The organism is Pseudomonas sp. B111 (genome assembly GCF_026428275.1).
In the GTDB taxonomy this organism is placed as follows: domain Bacteria; phylum Pseudomonadota; class Gammaproteobacteria; order Pseudomonadales; family Pseudomonadaceae; genus Pseudomonas; species Pseudomonas aeruginosa.
In genome coordinates this window covers 5,855,521-5,868,397 of record NZ_CP097857.1, presented here as the reverse complement: position 1 = coordinate 5,868,397, position 12,877 = coordinate 5,855,521, and the positions used below count along the sequence as shown (strand labels likewise).

Here is a 12,877-nt window from a genome sequence, read left to right as displayed (position 1 = left end):
CGACTCCGTGGGTGGGTCGTCGGATTATCCCGGCCGGCAGCGAAGCGGACTTGAACCGGATTGCGCAGTTCAGCCGCGCACGGCGCGCTGGTAGCGGCCCGGCGAAATGCCGTAGGCGCTGGTGAAGTAACGGGTCAGGTGGCTCTGGTCGGCGAAGCCCAGGGCGTGGGCCACCTCGCCCACCGCCAGGCCACGGCGCAACAGGCCGAGGGCGCGGCGGGTGCGCAGTTGCATGCTCCACTGGCGCGGGCTGAGCCCGGTGGCCTTCTTGAACGCCCGCAGCAGGTGGTATTTCGACAGGCCCACCTGCTCCGCCATCCCATCCAGGTCCGGCGGCTCGGCCAGGCGCTCGGCGAGCAGCGCCTGCAGGCGGGCGACAGCCGGGCGCCCAGGATCGGCCCTCTGCGGCAGGCGGGTGCCGCTCGCCGCCAGCAGGCGGCCAAGGAACTCCAGCAGGCGCTCCTCGCCCCGTTCGCGGGCGAAGCGGTCGCTGGCCAGCAAGGCTTCGATGCTAGCGGCCAACTCGCGGCCCAGCGCCGGACTGCGCAGCAGCGGGCGGTCGAACTCGACGGAGGAAAGATCCAGGCTGCTCGCCAGTTCGGCGGCAGGCAGATAGAGGCTGGCGAAGCGCCAGGGCTGGCCGTCGCGGACGCCGCCGCCCTGGATCTGCCCCGGGTTGTAGAGGGTCAGGTCGCCGCTGTCGGCCTGGAAGGTACGGCCATCCAGCCAGACATCTTCCAATCCGCAGAGGTTGGCGCTGATGACGAACTCGTCGTGGCTGTGCTTCTCGAAGCGGTGCCCGGCCAGGCTGGCGCTGGCGACCTCGAGGGAGGCGCCGATCCGCGCGTGTTGCAGGCCGGCCATGGACGGCTCAGATCAGGCCGGCGTCGGCGAGCTTCTCTTCGAGCCCGGCCAGGTCCGGAATCCGCGCGGTTTCGCCGCCGATGTCCACCGCCGCCAGTTCCAGCGCCGCCAGCGGCGCGGCGGTGCCCGCGAGATTGGCGTCCAGCCGCACCGAGCGCGGAATGCCCTGCACCAGCAGGGCGAGGAATTTCACATGGGGACGTCCGCCGAGGGCGTTGATGACCACCACCCGCGCGCTGCTGCCGAGTACCGGCTGCTGTTCGCCACTGGAGGCCGCCTCGAAGGACAGCAGCGGCAGGCGCAGGTCGCGCCAGGCCACCTGGCCCAGGTACCACTGCGGCACGCCGGCGGCGACCTGCGGGTTGCGATAGGCGATCAGTTCGGCCACGGCGACGTTGGGCAACAGCAGGGTGCGGTCGCTCAGCGGCAGGAGCAGCCCGGTGAGGCTGTCCGGGGTCGGGTTGGCTGGGGTGTTCCGGCTCATGCCATCCTGCTCGATCACGGCCTGGTTCATGTTTCGACTCCTGTCGGCGCGCAGCGTGCGGCCAGATGCTTGACCAATGCCTCGGCCAGTTCGCGGGGGCTGGCATTGAAACTGCTGTAACCGGCTTCGCGCAAGCTGTCCGGCATGCTCGAACAGACGCAACTGTCGGCGCGCTGGGTCCATACCTCGCCACCCTGGCGCCGCACGTAGGCGGCAGCGGCGCTGCCGTCGCTACCCATGCCGCTGAAGACGATCACCCCGCAGTCGGGCCCGAACTGCTGGGCCAGGTTGAGCATCATCTGGTCGATGGACGGGGTGTAGGGTTCCGGCCAGGGACGCTGGCTGCATTTCAGCCGCCCGTCGTGGTGGAAACCGAGTTCGTGCAGCACCGGCACCACCATGACCTCGCCGCAACGCAGCGCTTCACCGTCGCGGACGTTCTTCACATGCCACTGGCTGTGCCGGCCGACTGCCTGCGGCAGGTTCTGCTCGAAGCTGGCGTCGATGTGCTGGGCATAGAGGAAGCCGATCGGCAGGCCGCCGGGCAAGGCGTCGAGAAATGCCTTCACCGCCGCCGGGCCGCCGAGCGAGGCCGCCAGCAGCCACACCTCGCGGGCCGCTTCGCCGGCCTGCAGCGGCATCGCCGCGAGGTCGCCGGGAATCTCCAGGCGCGGCGGACGCTCCTCGTCGAGCAATGCGCCGAGGCTGTCGCCAACGCCATCGCTGGGGTCGCCGATCAAGCGCTTCAGCTTGCCGATCAGCCGCCGCTCCCAGCGCGGGTAATGTTCGGTATGCCGCTCCGGCGCGTGGCCCTCGCCGAACAGCACCGGCGCACGGTCCTGCTCCAGCAGGCTGTCCAGCAGCGGCGAGTCGTCCTGCTGGGTCAGGTCCACCAGCCACAGGTCGGGCGCGCACTCCAGCGCGGCGTCGTCGACCCTGGCCGGGTCGGCGTTGAGCACCACCTCGTAGCCATGGCCGAGCAGCGCCTGTTGCAGCACGTGGCGCTGCAACGAGGTGTCGGCGATCACCGCGACCCGTGGGGTGGCGCGCTCACTCATGCTGGCCGACCAGGGACTGGATGGCTTCGAGCAGCTCGGTTTCCTGGTAAGGCTTGCCGAGGTACTGGTTGACGCCGATGCCCAGCGCGCGCTCGCGGTGTTTCTCGCCGGTCCGCGAGGTGATCATGATGATCGGCAGGTTGCCCAGGCGCTCGTCGTGGCGCACCAGGGTGGCGACCTCGAAACCGTCCATGCGCGGCATCTCGATGTCCAGCAGGAGGATGTCCGGACGGTGCTCCTGGAGCTGGGCGATGGCGTCCACGCCGTCCTTCGCGGTCAGCACGTTCATGCCGTTGCGCTCCAGCAGGCGGGTGGTGACCTTGCGCACGGTGACCGAGTCGTCCACCACCATGACCAGCGGCGGCCGCTGCTGCTCGCTTTCGCTCGCCGCCATTTCCTGGCGCAGCGCCAGGCGTTCGCGACGGTTTTCCTGGCCGAGCAGCGCGTGCCGGGAGCGGATGGTCGCCAGCAGGTCGAGGATCACCACCACCCGGCCATCGCCGAGCAGGGTCGCCCCGGAAATCCCGGCGACCCCGGCGAACTGCGGACCGAGGCTCTTCACCACGATCTCGCGGGAACCGGCCAGCGAGTCGACCTGCACCGCCACCGCATGCTCCGAGGAGCGCACCAGGATCACCGGCAAGGGCAGCGACTGGCCGACCAGCTTGGGTTCCTGGCCGTTGTTCAGCAGCTCGCCGAGGTACTTCAGTTCGTAGGACTGCCCGGCATATTCGAAGCTGGGCGTATCCAGCCCCGCCTCGCCGCGCTGGTCGTAGAGCGCCTCCAGTTCGTAGGGCGAAACCCGCACGATGCCCTCGATGGTGTTCAGCGGCACCGCGTAGAGATCCTCGCCGGATAGCACCATCAGCGCCCGGTTCACCGACACGGTGAACGGCAGCCGCACGTTGAAGCGGGTGCCCTGGCCCGGCTCGGTCTGGATGCTCACCGAGCCGCCGAGCTGCTTGACCTCGGAGTTGGCCACGTCGAGGCCGACGCCGCGCCCGGAGATCTGGGTGACCTTTTCGGCGGTGGAGAAACCGGACTCGAGCACGAACTGCAGCACTTCATGATCGCTGAGGTCGCTGTCGGCGCTCATCAGGCCACGCTCGATGGCCTTGCGCCGTACCGCGTCGAGGCGGATGCCGGCGCCGTCGTCGGAGAGGGTGAGGAGGATGTCGCCGCCCTCGCGGCCGATGTTCAGGCGGATCGTACCGTGCTCCGGCTTGCCCGCCGCGCGGCGCGTCTCGCCGGACTCGATGCCGTGGTCCACGGCGTTGCGCAGCATGTGCTCCAGCGGCGCGACGATGCGTTCGAGAACGGTACGATCCATCTCGCCGTCGGCGTTGCCGACCACGAACTCGACCTGCTTGCCGAGTTCGCCGGCCACCTGCCGGACGATCCGCCGCAAACGCGGTACCAGCCGATCGAACGGCACCATGCGGGTGCGCATCAGGCCTTCCTGGAGTTCGGTGTTGACCCGCGCCTGTTGCAGCAGCAGGGTCTCCGCGTCGCGGTTCTTCGCCGCCAGGGTTTCCTTCAGGTCGAGAAGGTCGGAGGCCGATTCGAAGAGTGCGCGCGAGAGCTGCTGCAACTGCGAATAGCGGTCCATTTCCAGCGGGTCGAATTCTTCGTAGCCGGCGCGTTCGGCATCGGCCTGATGACGCGAGAGGATCTGCGCCTGGGTCTCGGTGTCGAGGCGGCGCAACTGGTCGCGCACCCGCTCGATGGTGGACTCCATCTCGCCGAGGGTGAAGCCGACGTCGCTCACCTGCTGCTCGACCCGGCCGCGGAAGATCGAGGTCTCGCCCGCCAGGTTGACCAGGTTCTCCAGCAGTTCCGCCGGCACCTTCACCAGTTCCTGCGGGGCACGCCGGGAAGCGGCCTCCTGGGCCGCCTCCTGGGCCTTGCGCACGAACGGCAGGGTGGTGGCCGGGGCAGCCGGAGGCGCCGCCTCGGCCGCCATGATCGCGCCGGCCGCCGGGGCCAGGCGGGTCAGCTCGGCCAGCGCGGAGGCCACCGCGCGGTCGGTATCGTCGGCCTGGACCAGCGCCTGGGCGGGCTCGGGCCGTTCACCGGCCTCGTCGTCCTCGGCCAGCCGCTCGCGCAACAGGTCGACCTGCCGCTGCAGGCCTTCCAGCCCCGACTGCGCATCCAGCAGCAGGCTGTCCGGCCACGGCGCGCCCTGTTGCTGCGCATCGGTGAGATGCTGCTCGAGGTCGTGGGCCAGGTTGCCCAGCTCGGTCTGCCCGGCCAGGCGCGCGCCGCCCTTGAGGGTGTGCAGGATCCGCAGCAGGTCGTCCAGCGGCTGGGCGTCGCCGTTGCCGCCGTCCCAGCGGCCGAGCGCCAGTTCGAGGTTCTCCAGCAGGTCGTCGGCTTCCTCGAGGAAGATGTCGAGGATCTCGCTCTCGTCGGCCGCCGCACCCTTCGCCGCCAGCGGCTTGAGGCTGACGCTGGTGGGTACGCTCAGTTGCTCGTCGGGATCGCTGCGCAGGCGTCTGATCTCCGCGATCAGCGCCTGCCCGTCGGGCAGCGTGCGGTGGCCACGCACCGCCTCGAGCATCTCGGCCAGCTCGTCGTGGCAGCGCTGCAGCAGGCCGAACAAGGCCGGGCTGGCGCGCAGGCGTCCGCCGCAGAGGCCTTCGTAGAGGAATTCAAGCTCATGGGCGAGGTCGCCGATCTCGCCGATCTCGGCCATCCGCGCACCGCCCTTGAGGGTATGCAGGTCGCGCTGCAAGGCTTCCAGTTCGATGGTGTTGTCGACGTCGTCGATCCAGCGCTGCAACGCGGCGGCAGCGCTGTCGAGGATATCGAAGCCTTCCTCGAGGAAGATCTCCACCAGTTCGGGATCGCGCTCTTCGAACGCCTCCGCAGCGGGCGGCTGCGTCGCGGCAGGCGCGGCGGGCACCTCGACGGCCGGTGCAACGAGTTCCTCGACGGGGCTTTCCGCCTCGCCCGGTGTCGCGGCCTCGGCCAGAGGGCCCTGGCGGAACCGGCGGATCGCCTGGATAAGGTCGTGCGGGTCGGCCAGGGGCTGGCCGGCGCTCAACTGGTCGAGCTGTTCGGCCAGGCGGTCGTGACAGGCTTGCAGCAATCCGGCCAGTTGCGGGGAGTGCTGGTAACGGCGGTCGACCAGTCCTTCGTAGAGGGCCTCCAGCTCGTGGGCCAGGTCGCCGATCTCGGCGATCTCGGCCATTCGTGCGCCGCCCTTGAGGGTGTGCAGGTCGCGCTGCAGGGCGCTGAGCGAAGACAGCGCGCCCGGCTCGGCCTGCCATTGGGCCAGTGCCTGGCCGGCGCTTTCGAGGATGTCCACCGCCTCTTCGAGGAAGATCGACACCATTTCCTCGTCCAGCTCGCGGCCGGGAGCCGGTGCAGGCGCTGCCGGTACGGTCTCCTCGGCAGGCGTCCCGGCCTCTTCGAAGACCGCCTCGGGGAGGGCCAGCTCTTCGTCTTCCGGGGGGAAATCGTCGGCGCCGAGGCTCTCCGGGTCGATGAACGGAACGGCCTCGGCGGCGGGCGCTTCCAACAGTTCCTGCAGGGCCGCGACCCGCTCCGGACGCGGCGTGACCTGCAGGCCGGCGGCGACCTGGTCCATCATCCCGATCAGCGCCTCATGGGCCTGGCGGGCTTCCTCGAAGAACGCCGGGCTGACCGCCAGGCGGCCTTCCTCGACGGCATCGTAGAGCGCCAGCAAGGCCTGGCAGAGTTCTTCCACCTGCGGCAGCTCGGCATGCCGGGCGCCCTGGTCCAGAGCGCTGAGTTCCTCGCGCAGCGCGCTCAGCTCCTGGCGCTCCTGCGGATGCTCGTGCCAGCGCTCGAGCAAGTCCTCGGCGTCCAGCAGGATGTCCATGCCTTCGACGAGGAACGCCTCGATCAGCAACGGATCGCGGCGCTCGCCGGCATCGCTGTAGCGCTCGGCCTCGAGCGAGGCGATGCGCTCCTGGTGCAGTGCCTCGATACGCTCCAGCAGCGCATCGCTGCCGGGGATCGGGTTCAACGGCCGGTGCGCACCGACCTGTTCCAGGCCGATGCGGAACAGTTGCTCGGCGTCGTGCAGCAACTCGGCTTCGCGCAGGTCGAAGGCGAGCAGGTTGGACTTGTATTCCTTGACCAGTTTTTCCAGCGGCGTGGCGATCTCCGCGATCGGCAGGATGCCGGCCATGTGCGCGCTGCCCTTGAGGGTATGCAGGGCACGCTGCAAGGCATCGGTGACCGGCTGCGGCAGTTCGCGGGCGCAGTCGGCGAGGAAGCCGACCAGGGCCTCGAGATGGGTCTCCGCCTCGTTGGTGAAGATCTCCAGCAGTTGCGGATCGAGCAGTTCGACGTCGCTCTGCGCCTCGGCAGCGGCCTGCGGCGCGTCGGCCAATGGCGGCGCCTGGACGCCGTTCTCCAGGCTCGGCGGCTGCTCCGCCCCGGCCTCCGGCGGTACTCCGCCGTCGTCCGGCGCCGGCGGTTCCGGCAGCGGCTCGCCCTTGGCCAGGGCATGCGCGGTGGCCGCCAGCAGGTCGACATCGTCGCGCTGGCGCTGGGCATTGGCGGCGAACTCCTCGACCAGCTCCGGCAACAGGGCCACGACCTGGTCCACCACTCGCTGCACCGGCTCGCTGGCGGCGATGCTGCGATCGAGCACGCGGTTGAACAGGTTCTCTATCGACCAGGCCAGTTCGCCGATCACCAGGGCACGGACCATCCGTCCGCTGCCCTTGAGGGTATGGAAGGCACGGCGTACCTCGGTCAGCGCGTCGCGGTCGTCGTGGTCGGCTTTCCAGGCCGGCAGGTAGCGGCCGAGGGTCTCCAGGACCTCGCCGGCCTCCTCGATGAAGACCTCGCGCAGTTCCTCGTCCACCGGCTCCTCGTCGGCCGGCGGCGGCAGCAGGCTGACCGGAACGTTCTGCGCCGGCGGGTTGATCGGCTGCACCGGCGCAGCCATCACCTCGGCCAGAGACAGGGCCGGCGCTGCGCTGGCGAGCGCCTCGGCGGCAGGCGGCGCCTCGGCCTCGGGCAATTGCACCTCGGGGAGATCGAGGTCGGAAAGATCCAGTTCCTCCAGGCTCGAGCCCTCCCAGGCGGACACCTCGCCCTCCACCTCCGGCAAGGCTACATCCAGCGGCAGCGGATCGAGCGCATCGAGAACCAGCTCCTGTTCAGCGGAGCCGTCGAAAGGCTCCAGCGCCGGCAACGGCTCGAGGCTTTCCAGCGGTGCGTCGAAGGACAGCGCCGGCTCCTCCAGGCTCAGATCCAACGTCTCGTCGGCCTGCGCCGGCTGCGCCAGGTCATCGCCGAGCCCCCACTGCTCCGGCAGCGACCAGTCCGCCAGGGCCGCCGGCCCGGAGGCCGGGGCCGCATCGGCGGGCAGGTCGAGGCCGGAGAGATCGATCTCGTCGAGGCTGAAATCGTCCAAGCTGCGGGCAGGCGCCGGGGTCGACTGCGGCTGGCCGCTCTCCTCGACCACCTCCGGCAACGCCGGCGGCACTTCGGCGGAATCGTCCAGCGGCAGGTCCAGGGCCAGGTCGAGGGACGGCTCGCCGGCGTCGGGCGCGACTTCGCCAAGGGTCCAGTTGTCGTCGCTGGCCAGCAGCGGGGCATCTTCCCTCGCCGCCTCGGCAGGAGCCGTGTCGGCGGGCGGTTGCTCCGCTGTCTCGGCGACCTCGACGACCGCCTCCGGCCTCTCCGGCTCGGCAGCCGGGGACTCGATGGCAGCGGGCCCGGACAGGCCGGGCTCGGCCGGGGCCGACGAATTCGGTTTCAGCGTATAGCCGAGGTTCGCCAGGCTGTCCTCGGCGACGTCGAGGATCAGGTCGCTCTGGCTGGCATGGTCCTCGCTCAGGCGCTCCAGGTAATACTCGACGCTGGTGATGGCATCGGCCAGGGTATCCAGGCTCTGCCAGTCCGGCACCGCCTTGCGCGCCAGCAGCTGTTCCTGGATATAGCGGTTGCAGGTTTCCAGCAGGGTCGCGGCGCGCTCCAGCGGGATCATCGCCAGGCCGCCGCGGACCTGGGTCAGCAGCTCCGGCACGCGGGCCAGGTGCTCGTGGTTCCACTGCGAGGCGATGAACTCGATGATCGCGTCCTTGGCCTGCTCCAGACCGTTGCGCGCTTCCTTGATCACCAACTGGTGGATCTGCGCCACATCGGTGGTGGGCAGGCGGCTTTCCTCGCTGTTGCGCTCGTCGCCGGGACCGGCCATGCCGGCCAGGGTGGCCTCGACGTAGAGCAACGCGCCGGCGACGTCCATCAGGATCGCGTCGCTCGGCTCGCGGCGGCCCTGGGCCAGGGCGTGGATGACGTCCAACTGGTCGAGGATGACCTTGCGCGGTTGGCCGAAGCCGAGCACCGCCAGGGTATCGGCGATCTGCTTGAGCGGCGCCAGGAGGGCGTCCAGTTCCGAGGGGTGGCCACGGTCGCTGCGCACGAACAGGTCGAGGCTGTCCTTGATCCGCACCAGTTCCTCGCACAACGCACCGACCACCGAACGCATCGCGTCGCGGTCGGGTCCGGCGAGGCGGGCGCGCTCGGCATCCACCGTCTCGTGGTCGGGCAGCGCCTCGTCGAGGCGGTACTGTTCCTTCAGTGCGCGGATTCGCGGCGACTGCGAAGGCGCCTTGGCCACGTAGAACAGCAGGTTCTTCACCAGCTCGTCCGGCGCGGCCTGGTTCAGGCCGTCGGCGCCCTGCTCGACCAGGCGCTTGAGTTCGCGGTCGAGCTGGCGCAGCAGGGTGCGCACCGAGGCGCTGTTGACCACGCTACCGTTGGCCAGGCCCTCGACCAGGCCGGAAGCGATGCTCCACAGCGGCCCCAGCGGTGCCTCGCGGCACAGGCCCTCCAGGCGCGCATAGACACGCGCCAGGTAGCCGAGGCTGGTGGCCACGTCCTGGTTGCGCAGCAGGCCGACCAGGGCCATCTGCTGGGTCTGGCGCAGCTTGCGCAGCAAGCCGCCGAGTTCGTCGGTGCGCAGTTGCGCGATGGCCTCGCCGTCCAGTTGCGGCTGGCGCTGCGACAGGTCGGGCGCGAACAGGCTGGTTTCCGAGAGCAGCTTCTCGCCGCGCGCGGCGCGCAGGTCGTTGAGCAGCGGCAGGACCACCATCGGCAGGTCGCGCCGGGCGGTCTGGATCCGGTCGAGGTAGACCGGCAGTTGCAGGATCGCCTGCATCAGCACTTCCAGGGCCTCGCCCTGGTTCGGCACGCGACCGTCCAGCAAGGCCTGGACCAACTGCTCCATTTCCTCGGCGAGCAGGGCCGCGCCGTAGAACTCGACCATCTGCAGGGTGCCCTGCACCTGGTGCACGTAGGTCAGGCAGAACCGCATGCGGGTCGGGTCCTGCGGGTTCTCGACGAACGCTTCCAGCGCCTGGCGCGCCTGTTTCAGGGTTTCGGCGATCTCGCCTTTCACCCATTCCAGAGCGACGTAGTCGTGCCGGTCACCCATAGCCACTCCATTCATGTGCCTGAGTACCCCTTACGGGTAAAGGCCAGGACCCGCTCGTCGGCGACCGGCTCGAGCTCCGGATGGCTCCAGTCGACCACTTCGCCGACCCCGATCACCAGCAAGCCTCCCGGCGCCAGCCGTTCGGCCAACCGGTTGAGGATCTCGCGCCGTCGCCAGCGACGGAAGTAGATCAGCAGGTTCTGACAAAAAATCACGTCCATGCCGGACCAGGGCGCCTTCGCCAGGTCCAGCACATTCAGCCGGGCGCAGCAGACGCGCTCGGTCAGTATCGTTTTCACGCTGAAGCTGCCGTCGGCCTGGCGTTCGCAATAGCGTTCGACCAGTCCGGCCTCCAGTTGCTCCAGCTTGCGGGCCGGATAGTTCGCCTGCCGCGCCCGCTGCAGGGCGTGAAGGCTGATATCCGTCCCGGTGACGCCGAAAAAATCTTCCCGTTCCTGCCCGCGCAACGCCTGCGCGGCGCACATCGCCAGCGAGTAGGGTTCCTCGCCGCTGGAGCAGCCGACGCTCCACAGGGCCCAGGGCCGCGGCATGCCTTCGCGGCGCAGGCGCTCGCCCAGGTAGCGCTCGAGCAGCTCGAAAGACGGGGGATGACGGAAAAAACGGGTTTCCTGGACGGTCAGGCGGTCCAGCAGGGTCGCCCACTCCACTGCGCCACGCGGACCGTCGGTCACCTGGCGGTAGTAGCTGTGGTAGTCGCCGATGCCCAGTTCACGCATGCGCGCGGTCAGGCTGGCCTGCAGGAACGTCCGGCGCTGCTCGTTGAGCACCACGCCGGTGCGGTTCTCCAACAGGACCTGCCAGTCGCGGAACTCCGCTGCCGACATATCGGCCAGCGGCTGCAGTGACCAGACGCCGTTCGCCTGCATGCCGTGCCCCTCGTCCAAGGTGTCGACGCGGCGCCCGCCAGGCGGCCGCCGCGCCTATGCTCAGGCCTGCTCCACGCCCTCCGGCAGTTTGAAGCCGGATACCGAGTTGCGCATCTCGCTCGCCATCTTCGCCAGGTTGCCGATGCTCCGCGCGGTGGCGGTGGTACCGGCGGAGGTCTGCGAGGTGATCTCCTGAATGACGTTCATGGTGTTGGAAATGTGGCCGGCCGACGATGCCTGCTGACGGGCGGCGTTGGAGATGTTCTGGATCAGTGCCGCGAGGGTCTTGGATACCTTCTCGATCTCCTCCAGGGCCACACCGGCGTCCTGGGCCAGGCGCGCGCCGCGGACCACCTCGGAGGTGGTCTGCTCCATCGAGATCACCGCTTCGTTGGTGTCGGTCTGGATGGTCTTCACCAGCGCCTCGATCTGCTTGGTCGCCGCCGAGGAACGTTCCGCCAGTCGCTGTACCTCGTCCGCTACCACGGCGAAGCCGCGGCCCGCGTCCCCAGCCATCGACGCCTGGATCGCGGCGTTCAGGGCGAGGATGTTGGTCTGGTCGGCGATGTCGTTGATCAGGCTGACGATGTCGCCGATCTCCTGGGACGATTCGCCGAGGCGCTTGATTCGCTTCGAGGTGTCCTGGATCTGCTCGCGGATGTTGTCCATGCCGGTGATGGTGTTGTGCACCACCTCGTTGCCCTTGTTGGCAATGGCTACCGAACGTTCCGCTACCGCCGAGGATTCCGAGGCGTTCGCCGATACCTGGTCGATCGACACCGCCATTTCGTTGATCGCCGCCGAGGCGCCGGCGATTTCCTGCGCCTGGTGCTCGGAGGCTTCGGCCAGGTGCATCGCGGTGGACTGGGTTTCCTGGGCCGCTGCGGCCACCTGCACGGCGGTCTGGTTGATGGTCTCCACCAGTTCGCGGAGCTGGTCGATGGAGTAGTTGATCGAGTCGGCGATGGCGCCGGTGAAGTCCTCGGTCACGGTCGCGGCCACGGTCAGGTCGCCGTCCGCGAGGTCGGCGATCTCGTCGAGCAGACGCAGGATCGCGGCCTGGTTGCGGTCGTTCTTCTCAGCGGTCTCGGCCAGCCGGCGGTTGGTCTCGCGCACCATCACCAGGCCGATCAGGATGATCGAGGCCAGGGCCAGGGCGCCGAGGACGTAACCGGCGAACAGGTTGATGCTACGCCCGCCGGCCAGGTTCTCGAAGCCGTCGGCCAGTTGCGAGGCCTTGTCCAGCAGGGTCTGCGAAACGCTGAAGATGTTGTTCGCCGCTTCCCGGACCTGGAACAGGTCGGGCGAGGTCTCGAGGATCTCGTCCACCGAGCCGGAGACGAACTCGAAGAGTTCGGCGATCTCGTTCAGGCGATCCACCGCCTCGGCGTTGGTCACCTTGGAGATGCTCATCGCCGCGTTGCCTTCCTGCATGCCCTTCAGTACGCGGCCGAACAGGCTGGCGTCGCGGCCGAAGCTGTCGGCGGCCTGCACCGAGTTCTCGTCGCCGGCCAGCACCTTGTTCACCGAGCCGAGGATACGTTCGGCGAGCAGCGACTGGCGCTGGGCGACCGCGACCTGGTCGGCCGGGGCACCGTTCTCCAGCAGGATGTCGACCACCTCTTCGTATTCCACCTGCAGCTGCGGGATGGTTTCGGCGAGGGTCGAGGCCACCTGGTGCAGGGACAGTACGGTCTGTTCGCTGGCGAGGATGGAGTCGGCGTTCTTGCGCAGGCCGTCCCAGTCCTGCTGCACCACGTCCATCTGCGGCTTCACCGCTTCGGGGCTGGGCGGCAGGGATGTACTCTCGTCGCCGTTGACCAGGATGTTCCAGCGTTTCTCGAAGTCGTTGCGCGCATCCTTCAGGAGCTTGAACGCCTCGCCCTTGCCCGCCGCCGCTTCGGTGGCGTTCTTCGCGATCCGCTGCGACAGGACGCGCAGTTCGCCGGCATGGCCGATGTACTGCTTGTCATGGTTCGACTGGGTGTTGAGGTAGGCAAAGTTGGCGAACAGCAACACGATCGAGACGATGAGGACGATGAACAGCCCCGCGATCACCGAGCTGCTGCGCATGCCCGCGAAAAGATTGCCTGCGTTGATTTTCTTCATATTTGGCCCCCGCCCGGACCGACCACGATTACGATTTCCATGTCACGACACG

6 protein-coding genes are annotated in these 12,877 nt (G+C 68.8%); all 6 read right to left on the bottom strand.

From position 1 onward, the window contains the following. Positions 1-69: 69 nt before the first annotated feature. The 6 genes from M6E97_RS27185 to pilJ are packed head-to-tail and all read right to left on the bottom strand — an operon-like array spanning position 70 to position 12,825. Positions 70-864, bottom strand: a complete 795-nt coding sequence (locus M6E97_RS27185) for an AraC family transcriptional regulator (RefSeq protein ID WP_003111539.1) — start codon at positions 862-864, stop codon at positions 70-72. A gap of 7 nt (positions 865-871) precedes the next feature. Continuing rightward, positions 872-1,378, bottom strand: coding sequence for a chemotaxis protein CheW (locus M6E97_RS27180; RefSeq protein WP_019485126.1), 507 nt, complete (start codon positions 1,376-1,378; stop codon positions 872-874). Beyond that, the gene (locus tag M6E97_RS27175) at positions 1,375-2,406 is read right to left on the bottom strand and encodes a chemotaxis protein CheB (protein WP_003084598.1); all 1,032 of its coding nucleotides are present in this window, start codon (positions 2,404-2,406) and stop codon (positions 1,375-1,377) included. Before M6E97_RS27175 ends, M6E97_RS27180 begins: the two co-directional genes overlap by 4 nt. Then, complete coding sequence (chpA, locus tag M6E97_RS27170; RefSeq protein ID WP_034005214.1) at positions 2,399-9,829, bottom strand: chemotaxis signal transduction system protein ChpA; 7,431 nt, start codon at positions 9,827-9,829, stop codon at positions 2,399-2,401. The genes M6E97_RS27175 and chpA overlap by 8 nt, the downstream gene beginning before the upstream one ends. An 11-nt stretch (positions 9,830-9,840) precedes the next feature. Continuing rightward, the gene (pilK, locus tag M6E97_RS27165; protein ID WP_003084594.1) at positions 9,841-10,716 is read right to left on the bottom strand and encodes a type 4 fimbrial methyltransferase PilK; all 876 of its coding nucleotides are present in this window, start codon (positions 10,714-10,716) and stop codon (positions 9,841-9,843) included. A 60-nt stretch (positions 10,717-10,776) separates the two neighbouring features. Continuing rightward, a complete protein-coding gene (gene pilJ, locus M6E97_RS27160) occupies positions 10,777-12,825 on the bottom strand; it encodes a chemotaxis chemoreceptor PilJ (protein WP_003084592.1) in 2,049 nt (682 codons plus the stop codon). Between the last annotated feature and the right edge of the window lie 52 nt (positions 12,826-12,877).

Excerpts from the sequence above, each read along its gene's own strand:
- M6E97_RS27185 (WP_003111539.1), bottom strand. The coding sequence starts at position 864 with ATGGCCGGCCTGCAACACGCGCGGATCGGCGCCTCCCTCGAGGTCGCC.
- M6E97_RS27180 (WP_019485126.1), bottom strand. The coding sequence starts at position 1,378 with ATGAACCAGGCCGTGATCGAGCAGGATGGCATGAGCCGGAACACCCCA.
- M6E97_RS27175 (WP_003084598.1), bottom strand. The coding sequence starts at position 2,406 with ATGAGTGAGCGCGCCACCCCACGGGTCGCGGTGATCGCCGACACCTCG.
- chpA (WP_034005214.1), bottom strand. The coding sequence starts at position 9,829 with ATGGGTGACCGGCACGACTACGTCGCTCTGGAATGGGTGAAAGGCGAG.
- pilK (WP_003084594.1), bottom strand. The coding sequence starts at position 10,716 with ATGCAGGCGAACGGCGTCTGGTCACTGCAGCCGCTGGCCGATATGTCG.
- pilJ (WP_003084592.1), bottom strand. The coding sequence starts at position 12,825 with ATGAAGAAAATCAACGCAGGCAATCTTTTCGCGGGCATGCGCAGCAGC.